Below are 18360 nucleotides of genomic sequence, written 5' to 3'. Positions count from 1 at the left end.
ACAAAATATTATCCCATATTATATATCGTATCAAAACCATAAAAGTTGCAATCATTTTCCAACGTGCATCCCCGAAGTATTCTTTCAATCATAGCTACTATGGTCTTTTACCCTTCTGCTCGTTGTCATTCAAGGCACCTTTAATTTCTCCCATAAGTTTTGGATTGGATACCATTGGCATGGCGATCATTACCCCGTCACAGCCAACGTCATTAACCAACTCAAGAGCATCTTTTACACTCGTTACCTGACCGTTCCCTAAAATAGGGGTTCTTCGCTTCTTTAGTATATCATAGATTTCCTGCCAGTATTCCTGATCAATAGTGGTTAATGCTAAGTCAGCCAACTTATTAATTTCGTCGAATCTAGCTCTTTGTAATAAACCGGAACCATCGATAATATCTTTTTGCTGTAACATTCCAATAATCACATTCTTAACTTCTACGGGAAGATTGTGGAAATGCTCTTCCTTAACTGTTCTAATCTCATTGATAGCCGCTTTCAAATGCTTACGCTTTGACCTCGCATCTTTGGCTCCCTGATTAGATACTGATCCCTGTCCGTCAGAGCGATATCTAGTATGAATAGCGATCCATTCTGCACCAGCGTCAATAATTTTTTCATAAAATGCCAGAGATCTTGCGTGATCATAGATGATTTTTCCTTCTTCTTTTTTCTCTAACAGCCGAGTTTTAACACAAACCGGGACATCATATCCCTCTTTGACCAGCGCATCTTTAATGCCTTTTACTATAGCGACTGCCATATCAGGTTTTTCTTCCGCGATTAACACGCCGCCTCCTTGTGGAATAAGCGCAGTGGAGCCCATGTTTATATCAATAGCAGCAGCGCCATTGCGTACAGCAAGTAAGGCAGCTTTAGCGAAAGTATTCGCTACATTCTGGTAATTGTTCTCTTCTGAAAACAATCCAAGATCATGAATCTCTATTGGTAAGTTATGCGGACCTGCTAGCTGGCAAACGAGAGGTCCATCCTGTGATGAGAGCTTCATTCTCGGTAGACCCGAGATGTAATTCGAGTCTTCCCAATACATCGGATTATAGCCATGTGTAACTGCAAATAATCCACCTTCTCTTACCAGTTCAGTGTAATTAACAAAAGGCTGGCTGTTAACCAGGTTCAAGAACCTTCTACCTTCCATAGTAGTAATTAGATCAATAGGTGCGCCCACTACCTTTGAAGTGATGATATCTTTCACAGTTAATGGTTTTCGCTGGGTACGATCAATCTCCATTTTCTCGTTCCCTGAATCGATTACAGCTCCATTAATATCATATCTGTTCAGCTGGAATCCCCAACCTTCATCAGTAAATTCTTTCAATGTTATATCATTTCCATTTGAAAGGCCAATAATTTCTAGAATCTGGAGCCTTTTGGTGCGATAATGTTTCAACTGGGTACTGAGGATGACAACGGGCTGGGTATCGGGCAGGATATCAGAAATAGGTACTTTCTCAATGTGCTCATCATTAGGCAGGAAAAAGGAAAAATCAACCATACCACTTTCTCGATTATAAAGAGCTGGTACGATTTCATAAACGATATCATTCGTTTTCGGCCATGAATGTGATATTTTTTCCTTCTCATAACTGGACATTTCAGTTTCTCGTTCCAGCGCTATTCGGACAAAAATCCTGCCATCTTGTGTGTATTCAGATACGCTATCTTTTATGGCACCTATCAAGGGAATGCTTACTTGAACAACTTCAGTAGAATTCTCAATTATTAGAGGTTGCTCGACATTGATTTTTTGTAATTTTAAATTATCAAGTTTCCCTTTTTCTTCAGAGGTCATCAAATTTATATTTCCACTATCCGATGAATTCTTAAATAACTCGCCCAAATAAACGGATTTTATTAAGCCGGATATCTTATCTGCGATATAAGGCCAACCAGTGCCCTTATCTCTAGCTATTCTCGACTTATCATATTCAATAAAATTATCAATAATCAACCGGTCTTTTTCTACATACGCTTTCACAAATTTATGTGGTGTAAAATATCGCCACATGAGCTGCTTACCGTCTTCGATTTCATATGGTCCATCAATATTAATCTGGACTTCCGGCAAACCGGCTTGAGCCCGGCATTCTTTAATCAACTGGGTTTTAATCTTGTCCCAATATTCCTTGGTGAAGTCAACCAATGAGATATCGCTGTTCCCCGAATATAACTGATATTCCAGTTTCTTGTTATACCACCCCGGAGGATCATCTGGTTTAGCACCAAGGCAATCTACTCTAGGAAGAAGCATCGAATAGACAGACATTCCAACCGTTACGTTTTCATCAATGTAATCGCCCCTACTAGCGACAGCGAACAAGTTATCGTTCATAATAGCCAATGGCTTTAAACGATTCTTATGCGCATGGATGCTAAAGAGCACAGTATCCTCAAACGGGTTATAAGGAGGCTCTTCCAGCTTATCTGCACCGACAAAATCAATATACCAAAGCTCTCCGATTAAAAAGGCAATATCAAATTTGTTCCCTGTTGATGATGCCGAACTAATTTTTTCGCCCAAATCTTTTTTGTCATCAACCTCAATGATTTGCAGTTTCTTTTCCCTCAAATAATAGTCAAGGCATTTCATTTCTGGGAACCGTTCCCGAAGGATACTATTAAAATATGGTATAACGAAGTTGAGTTCCAGGATATTACAATCATTATGCATCATCGGCTCCGATTTGGCTGCCAGCGTTACATTACAGCCTTTTTTCAACAATAACAGAGCATTCCATAGGACCTGAATAGACTCATTTCCATTATTTCCCATAGTAAGTAAAATATTCGGAGTATTTTTACCTGCCACCGTTTCAAGATGTTTTATCAGAGCATTTCTATCATCAATTACGCTTCCGCTTGCTTGTTCAACCCCGCTAATCTTTGATTCTAAGTTGTTCAACGCGATAGCTTCAAAAGATTGAAAGTATAAATTATTTACAGTATTTGTAAGATCTTTTATTTCTATTTCTAATTCTATTTTGCTTTTTTCTAAGGTATCCCTGACTTGCTTTTGAGCAAAATCAAGAGGACTATTTTGAGGCAGCTTAGACAGTTCTTTATTCACGGAAGAAATCGCTTCTTGCAAATCTTTTATTTCTAAGCTCAGCTTTTTATCAACAACGTCAATAAAAGATCTAAAGTTCAACAAACCTTGCTCTATCTTAAACTTATTACTATCATCCCAGTATTGACTGTGAGAAACACGATGATAATCTACATAATCATTAGTCAAACAAATAGAGTCTCCACTGGTCAGGTCTTCGAAATCCTTCAGTTTAGCCGGATCTAATAAGCTAATATACTTAGCTTTATTATCATTCCAGTCATAGATGGTATTTCCTAATTTACTTAGCAGTTTATTCAATGCTATCTGCCATGCATTCGGGAGTTTGTTCAGGTTCATTAATCGCTCAATATTATCATCGTCGTTCATTTCCTGCTTAATCTGATTAAACATGCCTGCCAGTTCATTAATGGTGTCAATAATCTTAAGTGTTTTATTTACATCGATACCTTCTTCAGCAGCTAGTTCGGTAGTATCCTTAAGAAAATCAGTATATAAATGAAGAATATCCCAATATTTCCTCATTTCCTGCAAACAAACAATCAGCTTATAATTATCTTTGATGACATTCTCGTAATTACCAATGCTGATATTGTGCACTATCCCGGATTCTACGTCAGCCATATATTTTTTAATTTTTTCTTCTTTTTCAATGCGGCATATTAATGACCAGGTATCCTCAACATATATCTTACGCAATTCCATCTTATCCGGCCAATATGATTGGATAATGTTAAACTTACTGGTTTCAACTCCAAAATGTTTGAAGAATTTGAATATCAATTCATTCGGCAAGCCAACAACTGTAAAAGGATTGCCATCGAGGCGTTCAACACAGAGAAAAAAATCACGATCCTGGATGCCTATTCCGGCGGTTCGACCAATATATCTATCCCATTTATAGTAATTATCAATAATATTTTCTACAGTAAGTTGTCGTGATTCAAAATCTGAAAAGGTTATATTGGCATCGGCTACTTTTGCTTTTAACTCACTCTCCAGTTGTTCCAGTTTTGCTTCCAACTTGTCCTGAGAAAACTGTGTAAAATGTCTTATTTTTTCTGGAATATCTGATAAATCTTCGGCGGATACCGGACCTTTTAACAATTTAACCATCAGTAAATATTCTTCTTTTAGCGCTTTTATTTCTGCCAACTTACCTTCATACTTATTAGTAAGCCCTAGCAGATGTACATATTTTACCGGTTCTTTCTCTATTATCCTTGTCAGCAATCTGCATTCTTCCTGACTTATTTTGTCCTCTAACGGCCTCAGATAAAAAATTGACTTACCATATCCAAGTTTATTGGAGTACCTTGGTAATTTTTTGATATCGCTAAAAAAAATCCTTAGCTCATTTTTAAAATTTTCGTTACTAATTTCATCTTTAGCTTCAGCCTTATCCAATAATTGCAGTAAATCAGGATCATCCTTAAATAAGAACCGTCCCCTGTTATCTATTACTCCCAATTCCTTGAGTTTATCGAATATTTCCTGCGGTCCATTGCCAGATTTAATTTTGTTAACAAAAGTTTTTAAATCAGACAATGTTATGAACCAGCCATTATTTAAGACTGAGATCCCTGTCATGGCTTCAAGCTTCCTTTTTCCTCTGAAAATAGCCTTGAAGGACTCTAACGAAAGACCAGCTTTCGATGCTACTTTCTGTTCGATTCCGCCTAAATAGATCCTTGTAATTTCAGAAACTATAATTTCATTATTTTTTTTTATATTCTTCTCTGCATACAGTATGCTTTTTTGCAAAGCCGTTGCGATAAGATAACTTCTCCCTTTTTTTCCAGGGCCGGGATTAAAGTCACCGCTGTTATTGTTATCCGTTTCAAAGCTATTGCCTATCAAAGAAGCAAGGATTTCGCCTCTGGCATCTGAAGGATTGTTAAGCACGCACCCCAGAGGTTTTTGGCTTTCAATATCATTCGGAGTAATGAATTCTGATATAGCGTGGTCTAAAGATTCTTCCGTTTTTTCAAGTGATAAAGATCCTCTTTTCTCACTTTCTACTAATTCTCGTTCAATACGCACCATAATATTCAACATAGCATCATGATACTTACCTAGACCACCGACCGGTAGAATTCTTAACAGCTTAGCAATATTAGAGTGACCGCCTCTTGAGGATTTCGATTCTTTAATAATTTTCTTTTTCATTTGATCTGCTCCTTCAATAATTATTAATATACGATCTTAGTTCTCTCAATTTCTTCTGGCCAATATGAACTGATTATCTCCGAAACAGAACGCATAGTGATGAAACTATCGATAAAGCGGGAATTAATAATGCTAACCGGCAAGCCCACGACGGTGCAAGGATCACCAAGAATATTCTCAATGCACAGAAACAACTCTCGATCCTGGATTCCAAACCCACCGGCTTTGTTCTTATGCTTTCCTTCAACACAATATGCTTCGGTAATATCTTGAACGGTTACAATTTCTTTTAATAGTAACGGCTTAAGATATTTATATTCTTTGTCCTCAACAAGACTCGTGAGCAATTGACGCTCTTCTGCACTCATCGGACAATCTAAGGGCCTGAACCTCACAGTGGAACACGCATTGTTTATATGAATTGCACCATCCTGAATTTTATACACAACCAGTCCGGTAGTGGCTTTTATTTCTTTCCCCATTTGGCTTTGGAGTTTCTCGATTTGGTCACCTAAGGGGACACTCTCCTGGTTGATTTTCCCTACTCTCTCGCCATTACCAAGGTTTATGAAGGTATCGCTGGCAATAATTATAGAATTCTGGTTAAGAGTCAATTTGTTAGTGAATGCAAAGGAAATAATTTTTTGAAGCGCGATATTCATCACTGCGATTTCCGGCCTGACGCTTTTAATATCGTATTCAATCTGATTTCCAGGATCTATAATTGACAGCTGTTGAGCAGGTAATGCTTTTGACAGCAGGTCTTTTCGTCTCGGTGACGTAGAGGTTAAAATCACATTGATATCGGTTTGATTACTATTCAGAGAAATATTTAATTTTAAAAGTTCATATATATAGCTGGAGAGATATACGCCAACCCCGTCGCAACCTACACTTTCATCATCTTGGAGCATTTGAGCCAGCAGTGTATATGCAGCTTCAGGAGCATCTTGGAGTTTGCCAATAAACAATCTAAAATCATCCTCAAGTTTGTTAACTACTGCCACGTTATAATTGAGTTTTGGCAATGCGCTTTTAGAATGGACAGAAAGTATTTTTTTATTCATATTTAAATTCCTAAATAAGTCATTTACGTTGGTTCCATATATTTATCGAAGTAAATTGCCTAATATTTCTCTCATATATAAAAATACTTTTATAAATGACATAAAATTATATTTTCGGAATATTTAATGCCAGATAATTCTTTTCAAATTTCCACGTAGAATATCAACACTGGTCATAACTTTGACATAGCTTTGGCATAACTTATGTTTATTTTATTGCAATTATGGGAATAATATAATATAAGCCTATTGATTAAATAAGGAGAAATATTATGAATATTAACAACATTTCCGAGCATTCATATCTGCCGACAGAAAACAATATTCAAAACTCCTTCGAAAAGCTCTCCAGCGGAAAAGAAATAAACAAAGCGAGCGACGGGCCATCAACACTAGTCGATATAAACAGAATAGCCGCAATGATTTCAAGCAATATAAAACAAGTACAGAACGAGCAAACCTCAATATCCATGAATAACACCGCAGATGCCGGGTATTCTCAAATCAACAATAACTTACAACAAATAAGAGAACTCGCAGTTCAATCTCAAAACGGCACCTATGGCAGTACGGAAAAAGAAGCTATCCAGGGACAGATTGACAAACTTGCAGACAACACAAGAAAAATTATTGATAACACTAACTTCGGAAATCAAAATTTGATTACTGAAGGAGACAAACTGAAAGAAGTGCTAAAAGGCGCTTCGACTGATATGTCGACAAAACAAATTGATGCTGCGATTAATGAAGTATCATCGCAACAAGCTAACGTGGGAGCAAAAACCCAGGAAAGCCAGTCAACAATTAACAGCAAACTTAACGAAATTGACAGTCAGCAATCAAGCCTCTCAGTACTACAGAATATCGATACGGCAAAGGGCGTCATGAATCTCCTGAGAGATCAGTTACAGATTCAAACATCTATATCAAGTATGAAAAACCTAATGCACATAAACAAAGATAAGATTGAACGATTATTAGGATAATTCAATTATCACAGATCTATCATCGTAACTGAATCCCTCCTCATTAAATATTATCGAGGAGGGATTCCTGTATGTTTGAATATTCTACATGGTGTGCCTTCATTGAAGCAAAATGCAACACACGGCAACCATAATCTAACAAAGATTCCCCATGATAAAGCCTTCCTGGCTAGTTGGTACAATAATTGTTCTTAAGCACTCCAAGTATTCCATATTATAGAGGAGGCAAGGATATCATGTATGACACCTATAACGATTTCAAAAAAATTAATTTCCCATCAAACAGGTTGCAAGTTAAAAGCGCCAGAAATAATAAAGTATTCGTGGCAGAACCTCATTCAGGAATAATCACGGTATTTGATTCTGAGGGTACACAGATAAGAAGTTTTGGAGGGATTACCAAAACTAATGAAGATGGGCGGTTCACAAATGGAAATAACGGGTATGCGATTTCGCATTTAATCATTGATTCAGAACAAAACATTTATGTCTCGGATATTGGGAGAAACCGGATACAGAAGTTCAATCCGGAAGGAGAATTCGTTACGTCATTTAACTGCTTTTCAAATATGGACCGCCACACTATTAATCTGGCAATTGACAATGAAAACTATCTGTACGTTACGAACCTCGATACAGGGGTTATAAAAAAGTTTGATAAAGAAGGGAAATTCCAGTGCGATATTGATGCACCTGCTTGCGATGATACACATCTTTTCATCACAATAGATATAGAAGAAGACTACGAAGAAGAGCTTCGACATGAAGAGGAATCACTCAGTGTATCAAAATTCCTAGATACAATAATGAAATACTTTGAACCTACCTTGAGATTACTTCATTTCAATTACAAGCAATCCTCAATTTACTATAAATGTCCGTAGATATTTTACTTATAGCAGCAAATATAAAAAGATTCAGTTAGGAGGTGATCACTTTGAAACAATTAATTCTCGCATGGATAGTAATTTTATTATTTTTTATGTTTCAAAACCTGGATTTCCATTTATTTATCAGCCAAAACGGCACTATAAAAAGTAAGAACTCAGCATATAAAACTGTATATAAAAACAGAATATTAGAGGACCTGAGAATCAACAGCGCAAAAGAACTAGACGAACTATGCAAGTTATCGAGCAACCTAATCGAATCATTGTTTGAATTTACGCAATCAAAAATCAGCTAAGGTTCGGACTTATTGTACAAATTAACAATCAGAGCTTATTCTTTAGATGAATTAAGATGTCTTTTTTATCGATAATTAGTGTAACTACTAATGAGGTAAAAAAAATATGTTTATGCAAAGCTATTATGCACCTAGAAGCAATAACAATAAAAAAACTAAGCATTGTAATGTAACACTTGTTTATCTATCTTCCCACAATAAACTCGGGAAAAAAAGCAAGAAAAAAATTATCATATATACTTGTGAAATATAATAGTAATCAACCGGGACTTTTTGAAACAGCAGACAGCAAAATATTTATTGACTTAAACCCTGATAACTCTTTTCAAGCAACACGTTAGCAACCGCATAATTCCGAGTGTGAGACAAACTGACATGGATATTTTTAATGCCTTGTTGTTCACAAAAAGTTGATGCTTTTTCAGACAATTTGACCAAAGGTTTGTCCATATCATTTTTGACAATCTCAATATCTTTCCACGTAATAGTGCGAAATCCCGTACCTAGAGCTTTTACGACTGCTTCCTTTGCTGCGAACCTTACGGCAAAACGCTGATACTGCATTTCAGGAGATACAGTAGAATACTTGATCTCGCCGGCAGAAAAAACTTTTTTTAAAAATTTGTCGCCATATGCATCTATTATTTTTTTTATGCGTGATACTTCGACGATATCGATTCCAATCATAATATTATTTTACTTCCGTAACCCAACCTGAGTATTTCTGATTATTTCCGCGAACAATATCAAAGTAAATATCCTGAAGTTTCTTCGTAATCCCGCCCACGGCACCAGTGCCGATTTTTCGCCTATCAATTTCTATCACAGGAGAAACCTGAGCTCCAGTACCACACAGGAACATCTCATCCGCCAGATATAGCTCCGTCCTGTCAATAGAACGCTCAACCACCTCGATACCCAGCTCATCCTGCAATAGTTGAATTAATGCAAATCTCGTAATTCCTTCCAGAATATTTTCATGAATATGAGGAGTGATCATCTTTCCATTTTTATACATAAAAAGGTTTTCGGCTGATCCTTCAGCCACATGACCATCCAAATTAAGCATTATTGCTTCATCGTAACCATCGAGCATGGCATCGGTCTTTGCAAATGCAGAGTTAACATAAGCGCCACACACCTTTGCTCGTGCAGGCATCATGGTATCATCTATCCTCTTCCATGATGATGTTCTTACCCGAATGCCTGATTCAATATCAACATAGGCTCCAAAAGGTGCCGTAAATATAGTTAAATCCGATTCAAGATTGTGTAATCTGACACCAATTATTTCTGAAGATTTATAAGCAAGAGGCCTTATATAAAAATCTTCTTTATAATTATTAAGTTTTGCTATTTCTAACGTCTTTTCGCAAAGCTCATCTACTGTATAATGAATATCGATCATCATTATTTTAGCAGAATTAAAAAGTCGCTCGAAATGTTCTCTTAGCTTAAGAATAAATATAGATTGTTTCTCTTCATTATAGTATCCCCGGATTCCTTCAAAAACACCGGTCCCATAGTTCAATGCATGTGTAACTACTGAAATCTTTGCTTCTTCCAGTGGAACTATTTTACCTTTAAACAGAGCGTATACCATCTGCGACCTCCTCTATTTATTGAGCTAATAAAAAAAAACCTTTTCTATTTTAGCTTAATAATTTACTTTTTACAATTTAGTATTACACGCAATAAAAACTTCGGGAGTACGATTATCCGCATGAAACGTGACGGTTCCTGGAAAAACCGGAATACCCATTCAACATTTAATTTCTGGAATATTTGGGGCGCTCTTTTTTTCGTACCTGAAATCACATCCATCGAGCCTCCAATTACCATCGCAACCTTTGGTTGTAACTTATCCTTATTCTTAACAAGCCAATTTTCCTGCTTCGGCGCACCAAGACCGACAAAAACAATATCAGCACCGCTCCGGTTTATCAACTCAACCATCTTGCTATCATCCTGGAAGTACCCATCATGGAAGCCCACAACTTTGAGTCCGGGATAACGTTTCTCCAGCTCAATCGCTGCAAGTTCGGCAATCCCGGGCTTTGAACCAAACAGAAAGACACTACCCGCTTTTTTTTCGCAAAGATACAGCATGGTATCAATTCCGGTTATTCTTTCTTTGATCGGGTGCCCTAACATTTTTGAGGCTATCAATACTCCTATCCCATCGGGCAAATTAATATCGCTGCTATTCAACATAGTCTTGATATCAGGATCAAACTGGGCCATATAAATAATTTCTGGATTTGGCGTAAAAACCAACTTTAGACCTGAACCGTTATCAATATGGTCCTTTACATTTTCGTAAAGCTGTTGATAAGTGACATCTGTAACATTAACTCCAAGAATACTATACTGTTCCATTTCCAGGACTACCTCCATCGTTTATCAAATCAAAGAGCGCTTTAAATCCAGCCTCTACAGAATTTATTTTGCCTTCAAAAATCTCCTCATTACGCTTTTTTACATTTCCGGATAACAGTTGCTCAAGCTTCGTTTCCAGAGTATCAAGATCAAGCGATACCTTACCGGTGTCCACCCCATCCAGAAAGTTACTTACTTTCGGATCATACGTTATACCAAGGAACCTTATATTAGCCGAAAAAGCCAGTATCAACAGATGCAGGCGCATTGCCAGCAGATAATTACATTTGAACACTTCTGTAAAATTATCGATCGTCAGTTGACATACTGTTGCCTTCACAGTCAGCATGCTATTAATCTTTGTCACTAAATCAAGTTCATGTTCTTCCTGTAAAATAAAAAACTTTAAAGAAACATTATATTTTTCAACGATACGATTGATAATTGCAGCAAAATGGTCAGCATTTATCTCCTCATTTCCTGTTTGCCTGACATTTAATCCCAAAACATTTTCCAGATTATTCATTGTTGTCAAATCTACAGAATCCCGAAAAAATGAGAGTGAAGGATCATCAAAATACTGCAAAGGCCTTCGAACCTTAACTGTATTCTTGAGAAGTTGTAATGACTCCACGTCCCTAAGCGACACATAATCCAGAAAATGATCAATTACATAGCGAAAAATATAGTGATTTATTCTTCGCTTAAGAGGCCCAATTCCTTGGAAGGCTACCAGGACTTTTTTTCCCGTCAGTTTAGCGAGTAATATTAAAAAAATATAATAATACAAGCTCTTGGATGAGGTCGTATCCTGAAAAATTCCTCCTCCACCAAACAGAACGATATCTGACTGTCGCACTGCCCTAAAAATATGAAAGAAACTAAATCGCGGGATATAAGTAATCTTGTCATGACTATGATATTTTGTCGAAAGGACATGGATTCTTTTCCACTTGCCGTTGCCTTTTAGTTTATTAATAAATGTTTTAAGGAGAACTTCGTCGCCAAAATTTCCATAACCGTAATAACCAATCAAGAAAATAGAGTTCATTATTATTTTTCTGCTTTACCTAAATATTTTTTTACGAAAGAGTATGATCCAATTACAAATAGGGAAACAATTATGCCCACAATTAACCCTGCCGTCGATCTAAAAAAAGATAAGAGCAAAGGCGTATGAACATGAGCAAAAGTATTTATGACCGAAATCGGGGCTATTGTAGCTAATATAGCACCTATCCACAGCTTGTTAAATTTAAAAAACCGATTAGCCCCATACAAGGAAAAAATCATGACAGGGTATGCAAGTAAGATTTCTTTTGTTCGTGGGCGAGCATAGAAAAGATTTTCGAGGAATTCGCGAAAGGATGTCTCGTGGGCTGATACCGGTACGACCATGTTATTTCCGCTCCTTGTAATATACAAAAGCAGCAAACCGGCAAAAGCAGCAATAGCAGCAATATACCCTATGGTTATCGACTTCTGCATCATTCTTTTGAATACAAACATTATTGACCTCAATCTATCAGGTTCAACAAAGAAGTATAGACCCGCAAAAAGAAGCGGTGCGAGAAACGCGATCTTAACACCGGAAAAGCCTTCTACACCGACAACGTTCACCGGTTTACTCAATAATATGACTACAAACATCGCACCGCATAAAGATATCAGGAATATTTTTGCAGCCCTGATAATGCTTTGAGGCAAAGTCAAAGCCGGTTCATATTTACTCGATGGAAACTGAGATATAATCGCATAGGTAGGGAAAAATATTGCCGCCAGCAATGCTAGTCCGGAATACAAACCCGGATAGCTTGATATAAATGGGATAATTGCTGCAACTATTATGACAGCAGAAAGTATGACATAGTGCTTATACCAATTCATCTTAAAAAATCTGTCAATAATCAGCATAAAAACAGACCATATACCGACAATTATAAACATAAGATTGACCGACCTGAGAGATGAAACATTACTGAAATCCATCTGGATTGCCTTCCCGATACGGTATCCTTTGTTAGTCAGTGCTTGTGAGATCATAGTAATATAGTCAGAATTCAATTTTGCCATATCCGGTCCAAGCTCCAGCTCCGCAAAGGGATTGATGAACAACAAACGTATATTTCGCTCGCGCGCTGCTCTAAAATACCGTTTTACAGCCTGAGATACAGTGTACGTCGAAAGCTCATTTGTCGGGATACTGTGAACTTTCATAGTATATTCAGGGATTAAATGTGCCAGTTTTGAATCGCCCTTTTGAAATGCAAATTCGATAAACCCAAAATTATATCCATATTTTCGGAATTGGGCAGCTGTTGCTTTGAAATTATTCTTGTAGCCTAGAATGGTATCGCCTTCAAAAATAATTTTGTCTACAGGAACCTCCATATTCGATAAAGAGGTGAATATTGCAGATATAGTTTCCGGACTATAGTAAAAACTTTGTTTTAATCGAGGAATTACATAGAGATTACGATTACTTATTGCTTTTGCTATTTTATTGTCAAAACCTAAAGGAAGAGATTTAAGGCCTTCTTCCGATCCTTTGATTTCCAAAATGTTCATATCCAGTTCTTTTACTCTGTCAGGTCCGAGTTGAAGAGTTAGACCTGCTCGAACATCGTCAGATAATCTTTTGTTATCACAAATAACATAAACATACTCAGAGGTTGTTTTCATAATATTGATCAAGTGACTGATCTTATTGCTGTAGTTCCTATGAATCCGGTTCAGATTGTTAAGCTGGTCAACAGTAAGAAGGGTAACCATGCCATCCTTTTGCAGCGTTTCCAGATTTCGTTCTTCTAAAGCTATCGAAGTTATACCGGCAGTACTTATTCTTCCGAGCATATCATCAAAAGGTATTCCGTAATTTTTACTCATTTCCTTTACAGTATTAAATGACATGATCAGCTCAACATTTTTATTATTAGTTTCCATTATTATTTTAGAAACAACAATCCCACTACCGAGAAGAAGTGCCATGATAATAAACAACCAATAAGTTAACCTGTAATTCCTTAAAAAATGGCGATAATTTATGCTATTTCTCATTTGATGTTCCTATCTTAAAATTTCATTGCACTTGCGAACGCAAATATCCCTCAATAAATTCTGCAATATCACCATCCATAACAGAATTAACATTACCAGTCTCAATCTTTGTCCTATGATCCTTTACGAGTGAGTATGGATGAAATACGTACGATCTGATTTGATTGCCCCAGCCGATCTCTTTCTTTTCGCTTCGGGCCTTGCTCAATGACTCTTTTTGCTGGTCCATTTTTAAATTGTACAATTTTGAATACAAAATATGCATGGCCATCTCTTTGTTTTTTGTCTGCGATCTGCCTGCCTGGCATTGAACCACCAGCCCTGTCGGTATATGCGTAATTCGAACAGCAGAATCTGTCTTATTTACATGCTGTCCGCCAGCGCCGCTTGACCGATAGGTATCGATCCTGATTTCTTCAGGGCTTATTATAGTATTCTTATCTTCTTCCACTTGGGGGATAACATCAACTGAGGCAAAAGAAGTCTGTCTTTTACCATTGGCATTAAATGGTGATATCCGCACGAGCCTATGAATTCCAATCTCATTCTTCAAATAACCATAAGCATATAAGCCTTCCACCAAAATAGTAGCACCTTTAATGCCGGCTTCATCTCCAGGGGAATAATCAGAAACTTCGAAACGAAATCCTTGCCTTTCAAAGAATCTCGTATACATACGAAAAAGCATTAGCGCCCAATCCTGAGCATCAGTGCCACCAGCGCCTGCCGTGATAACAAAAATACCGTTATTATTGTCATACGGACCATTTAACAAAGACTCTATTTCGAAATGCTGAAATTCAGAATAAAGCACATCAAATGTTTTCTTTAGATCTTCAGCATGCTCGTCATCTGCTTCATTTTCTTCGAGTAATAAATTGATAAACTCAAGTTGATCAGAAATTTCAGTGTACAGCTTCTGGTAGCGATCAAATTTCTGTTTAAAGATCGATAGTTCTTTGACTACCTTATTGGCAGAGTCTGGTTTATTCCAGAAATCCTGAGATTCGGATTGTTTTTCTAATTCGGAAATTTTGAACTGTAGATTAGGTAGGTCAAAGATAGTTTCCCATCTTAGTTATTTCATCGAGCATTTTACTCGCTAGTGTCTTTAATTCAGTTAATTCCATTATGGGTACCTTTCTTACATATCGATATGGTCAGGTTAATTTCCACAACACTTCTTATATTTTTTCCCGCTCCCGCAAGAGCACACATCATTTCTTCCTACTTTGCCTAGATTGTGAACCGGTTGCAAAGCTTCTTCTGTCTGCCCGCCACTATAAGACACGTTCCTTACAATAGGTGCAACTTCTACTTCCTGCACCACTGGTTGCATTCGATACAGCATACTCACCGACTCTTCTTCTATCATTGTCATCATCTCGCGAAACATGGTATAGCCTTCAATCTTATATTCAACAAGCGGATCTCTCTGTCCGTATGCTCTTAGACCTATCCCGTCACGGAGAACGTCCATGTTATGAAGATGGTCGATCCATTTCGTATCCGCAATCCTGAGCATTACGATTTTTTCCAGCTCCCGGTGATTTTCTTCACCGATAATTCGTTCCTTATGTTCATAGAGTTCTGAAGCAACGGACATCAAATCTTGAGTAAGGTCTTCTCTTGAGTTTGAGTTCTCAACAATAGCCGAAATATTTTCTATGGGAAATATGTTCTGCAACGATTCAACAAGGAGTTCCTTATCCCATTGGGTTTTATTTATATCAACCTTTTCAGGAACATGAAGGTTAACAAAATCAACTATAATATTATTGATTATTTCGCGAACCTTCTCTTTGAGGGTGGCCCCCTCAAGGATCGTTCTTCTCAGTTTATAGAAAGAATCTCTTTGTTTATTCATAACATCATCAAACTTAAGTATCTGTTTACGAATTTCGAAATTATGCATTTCTACTTTTTTCTGTGCCTTCTCTATCGCTCTCGATACTAATGAATGCTCAATCGGGGTGTCATCAGGAAGCCCCAGCGTCCCCATGATCTTTGCGATCCGGTCAGAGCCAAACAATCGCATAAGTTCATCTTCAAGGGATACATAGAACTTGGAGAATCCGGGATCTCCTTGCCGCCCTGATCTTCCTCTCAACTGATTATCAATTCGTCTGCTCTCATGACGTTCAGTACCAATAACATGAAGTCCGCCTATACCTGAAACTCCTTCACCCAGGACAATATCAGTACCCCGTCCAGCCATATTAGTCGCTATAGTCACTGCACCTTTTTTTCCAGCCTGTGAGATAATCTCTGCCTCTTTTTCGTGGTATTTAGCATTTAAAACGTGGTGCGGAACACCTTTTCTCTGAAGTAATTCTGATAAATGCTCAGAGGTCTCAATCGCAATAGTACCAACAAGAACAGGGATGCCTTCCTTATGTGCTGTAGCTACTTCGTTAATAATTGCTTTATATTTTTCATTCCTTGACTTGTAGATGACATCAGGAGCATCTTCACGCACCATATCTCTATTGGTAGGAATATCAAGAACTTCCAGTCCGTAGATTTTCCCGAATTCTGCTTCTTCTGTCATCGCAGTTCCGGTCATACCGGCAAGTTTTTTGAACATTCGGAAATAATTCTGAAAAGTAATAGAGGCAAGAGTTTGGCTTTCAGCTCTAATATTAACATTTTCCACTGCTTCAATAGCCTGATGCAATCCATCACTATATCGTCGGCCAATCATCAATCTACCGGTAAATTCATCGACGATAACAACCTCTCCTTCGTTGATAACATAATCAACATCCCGCTTAAACAATTTGATTGCCTTCAGACATTGGACTATCATATGTGCTGTGTCCATATTAGCAACATCATAAAGGCTTTCGATATTAAGCTCTTTTTCAGCTCTTTCCATTCCATTTTCGGTCAGGATAACATTTTTTTGTTTTTCATCGACGGTATAATCTTCATTTATTGTAAGCATTTTTGCGATACGTGCTATTTTTTTATATTTTGCGGTCGAATCTTCCACCATTCCAGATATTATTAATGGAGTCCTAGCTTCATCGATAAGAATACTATCAACTTCATCAACGATCGCAAAATTAAGATTTCTCTGCACGCATTCCTCAATGCTTGTGGCCATATTGTCCCTTAAGTAGTCAAAACCAAACTCATTATTCGTTCCATAAGTAATGTCAGCATTATAAGAGATTTTTCGTTCAACATGGCTCATTTGAGACTGAATAACACCAACACTTAATCCAAGGAACTCATAAACTTTACCCATCCATTCCCTGTCTCTTTTTGCCAGGTAATCATTGACCGTAACAACATAAACGCCTTCACCGGTCAAAGCATTAAGATATGCAGGCAAAGTCGCAACCAGAGTTTTTCCTTCCCCGGTCTTCATTTCCGTAATCTTACCCTGGTGAAGAACTATTCCGCCCAAAAGCTGAACATCAAAATGTCGCATTCCAATTGACCTTTTGGCAGCTTCACGTACGACAGCAAAGGCCTCCGGCAAAAGATCATCGATAGTCTTTCCGTTAGCAAGAAGCTGTTTAAAGTAAGAGGTTTTATTCCTCAACTCTTCATCACTCAATGGAACAATTTCCGGTTCAAACAGGTTTATCTTGTCCACCAACGGTTGCAATGCAGCAATCTTCTTTTGATTCGCATCACCAAACAATTTAGCTATAAACTTTAACAATACAATTCTCTCCTTTTTAGGTCCTCTATAATCCGAACCTTTAAAACAACAATTAGCTTACGATTAAATTCCCGAAATCGCCTTCTTTTCTTGTATAGGCAATATTAACCGCACCAGTGTCAATGTTTTTATAAACGAAAAAGTCATGATCAATCATTTTCATTTGTAAGGTAGCTTCCTCGGGTGTCATCTCAGTAAGCGAAAGTATTTTGCTCTTTGATATTTTAGGCAGGTTATTTCTTTCCTCTTCAAGAATCTCGGCTACAAGCGTTTTGCCAATTGATGACTTCTCTTTTTTTCTGGTCTTTAGTTTTTCTTTATATTTTATTACCTGTTTCTCCAGCTTGTTAAAAACCATATCAATCGAGGCATACATATCCTTTGAAGCTATCTCACCACGTATTAATGATCCTGATGCCCAAATTGTTACCTGAGCCACATGCCGTTTATCCTCTTCTTTTGTTGATCTATAGTCAAGCTCAACGTTAACCTTCTGAATATTATCAAAATATTTTTCTATTTTAGATAATTTTTTTTCTGCATAATCTTTTAGCGCTTCTGTCATTTCTAAGTTATGGCCTCTAACTATAACTTTCATTATTTTCATCCTCTCTTTCAAAGCTTAAATATATACCTAGGTTATATTATCATATTTAATATGCAGTCTCAAGCAATATTATGGTTAGCTGCTAGCTACACTTAGTTCTGTGTTTGAAGCAAATTCTAATAGAAGATTAAATACAAAAGGA

13 protein-coding genes are annotated in these 18360 nt (G+C 37.2%); 3 read left to right on the top strand and 10 right to left on the bottom strand.

The window, feature by feature from the left end; translation table 11 throughout:
- Nucleotides 1-97: 97 nt before the first annotated feature.
- Together DKM50_02895 and DKM50_02890 are read right to left on the bottom strand one after the other, a co-directional pair.
- Complete coding sequence (locus DKM50_02895; protein ID PZM83241.1) at nt 98-5260, bottom strand: hypothetical protein; 5163 nt, start codon at nt 5258-5260, stop codon at nt 98-100.
- Between the two features lie 23 nt (nt 5261-5283).
- Nucleotides 5284-6327: a hypothetical protein gene (locus tag DKM50_02890; GenBank protein PZM83240.1), complete on the bottom strand. Its 1044-nt coding sequence runs from the start codon at nt 6325-6327 to the stop codon at nt 5284-5286.
- A 272-nt stretch (nt 6328-6599) separates the two neighbouring features.
- On the opposite strand from DKM50_02890, the gene DKM50_02885 reads away from it, so the two are divergent.
- The 3 genes from DKM50_02885 (at nt 6600) to DKM50_02875 (ending at nt 8499) form a co-directional block, all read left to right on the top strand.
- Nucleotides 6600-7313: a hypothetical protein gene (locus DKM50_02885; protein PZM83239.1), complete on the top strand. Its 714-nt coding sequence runs from the start codon at nt 6600-6602 to the stop codon at nt 7311-7313.
- A gap of 236 nt (nt 7314-7549) precedes the next feature.
- Complete coding sequence (locus DKM50_02880) at nt 7550-8197, top strand: hypothetical protein (protein PZM83238.1); 648 nt, start codon at nt 7550-7552, stop codon at nt 8195-8197.
- Nucleotides 8198-8250: 53 nt separating this feature from the next.
- Nucleotides 8251-8499 carry a hypothetical protein gene (locus tag DKM50_02875; GenBank protein ID PZM83237.1) on the top strand — a complete coding sequence of 83 codons (249 nt, stop codon included), beginning with the start codon at nt 8251-8253 and terminating at the stop codon, nt 8497-8499.
- A gap of 297 nt (nt 8500-8796) precedes the next feature.
- Here the strand turns inward: DKM50_02875 and acpS are convergent, their stop codons facing one another.
- From acpS to raiA, 8 genes are all read right to left on the bottom strand, one after another.
- On the bottom strand, nt 8797-9186 hold the full coding sequence (acpS, locus tag DKM50_02870; protein PZM83236.1) for a holo-[acyl-carrier-protein] synthase: 390 nt from the start codon (nt 9184-9186) through the stop codon (nt 8797-8799).
- A 4-nt stretch (nt 9187-9190) separates the two neighbouring features.
- Nucleotides 9191-10102 (bottom strand): branched chain amino acid aminotransferase, encoded by a 912-nt coding sequence (locus tag DKM50_02865; protein PZM83235.1) that lies wholly within the window; start codon nt 10100-10102, stop codon nt 9191-9193.
- A gap of 62 nt (nt 10103-10164) precedes the next feature.
- A complete protein-coding gene (locus tag DKM50_02860; GenBank protein PZM83234.1) occupies nt 10165-10896 on the bottom strand; it encodes a glycosyltransferase in 732 nt (243 codons plus the stop codon).
- A complete protein-coding gene (locus DKM50_02855; GenBank protein ID PZM83233.1) occupies nt 10865-11929 on the bottom strand; it encodes a hypothetical protein in 1065 nt (354 codons plus the stop codon). The genes DKM50_02860 and DKM50_02855 overlap by 32 nt, the downstream gene beginning before the upstream one ends.
- 2 nt (nt 11930-11931) lie before the next feature.
- On the bottom strand, nt 11932-13866 hold the full coding sequence (locus DKM50_02850) for a hypothetical protein (GenBank protein PZM83232.1): 1935 nt from the start codon (nt 13864-13866) through the stop codon (nt 11932-11934).
- A gap of 91 nt (nt 13867-13957) precedes the next feature.
- Nucleotides 13958-15065 (bottom strand): peptide chain release factor 2 gene (gene prfB, locus DKM50_02845; protein ID PZM83231.1). Its coding sequence is split into 2 segments (ribosomal slippage): nt 13958-14992 and nt 14994-15065, totalling 1107 coding nucleotides; the frame shifts between segments, so codons are not numbered across the junction.
- A 35-nt stretch (nt 15066-15100) separates the two neighbouring features.
- A complete protein-coding gene (locus DKM50_02840; protein PZM83230.1) occupies nt 15101-17611 on the bottom strand; it encodes a preprotein translocase subunit SecA in 2511 nt (836 codons plus the stop codon).
- A 52-nt stretch (nt 17612-17663) separates the two neighbouring features.
- Nucleotides 17664-18218: a ribosome-associated translation inhibitor RaiA gene (gene raiA, locus DKM50_02835; GenBank protein PZM83229.1), complete on the bottom strand. Its 555-nt coding sequence runs from the start codon at nt 18216-18218 to the stop codon at nt 17664-17666.
- Nucleotides 18219-18360 lie beyond the last annotated feature (142 nt).

It is taken from the genome of Candidatus Margulisiibacteriota bacterium (assembly GCA_003242895.1).
Classification (GTDB): Bacteria; Margulisbacteria; Riflemargulisbacteria; order GWF2-39-127; family GWF2-39-127; genus GWF2-39-127.
Note: the sequence above shows the minus strand (reverse complement) of the source record. Positions and strands in the feature narration are given on the sequence as shown.

Bases quoted from the DNA above. Each gene is read 5' to 3' on its own strand.
- DKM50_02895 (PZM83241.1), bottom strand. From the start codon at position 5,260: ATGAAAAAGAAAATTATTAAAGAATCGAAATCCTCAAGAGGCGGTCAC.
- DKM50_02890 (PZM83240.1), bottom strand. From the start codon at position 6,327: ATGAATAAAAAAATACTTTCTGTCCATTCTAAAAGCGCATTGCCAAAA.
- DKM50_02885 (PZM83239.1), top strand. From the start codon at position 6,600: ATGAATATTAACAACATTTCCGAGCATTCATATCTGCCGACAGAAAAC.
- DKM50_02880 (PZM83238.1), top strand. From the start codon at position 7,550: ATGTATGACACCTATAACGATTTCAAAAAAATTAATTTCCCATCAAAC.
- acpS (PZM83236.1), bottom strand. From the start codon at position 9,186: ATGATTGGAATCGATATCGTCGAAGTATCACGCATAAAAAAAATAATA.
- DKM50_02865 (PZM83235.1), bottom strand. From the start codon at position 10,102: ATGGTATACGCTCTGTTTAAAGGTAAAATAGTTCCACTGGAAGAAGCA.
- DKM50_02860 (PZM83234.1), bottom strand. From the start codon at position 10,896: ATGGAGGTAGTCCTGGAAATGGAACAGTATAGTATTCTTGGAGTTAAT.
- DKM50_02855 (PZM83233.1), bottom strand. From the start codon at position 11,929: ATGAACTCTATTTTCTTGATTGGTTATTACGGTTATGGAAATTTTGGC.
- DKM50_02850 (PZM83232.1), bottom strand. From the start codon at position 13,866: ATGGCACTTCTTCTCGGTAGTGGGATTGTTGTTTCTAAAATAATAATG.
- raiA (PZM83229.1), bottom strand. From the start codon at position 18,218: ATGAAAATAATGAAAGTTATAGTTAGAGGCCATAACTTAGAAATGACA.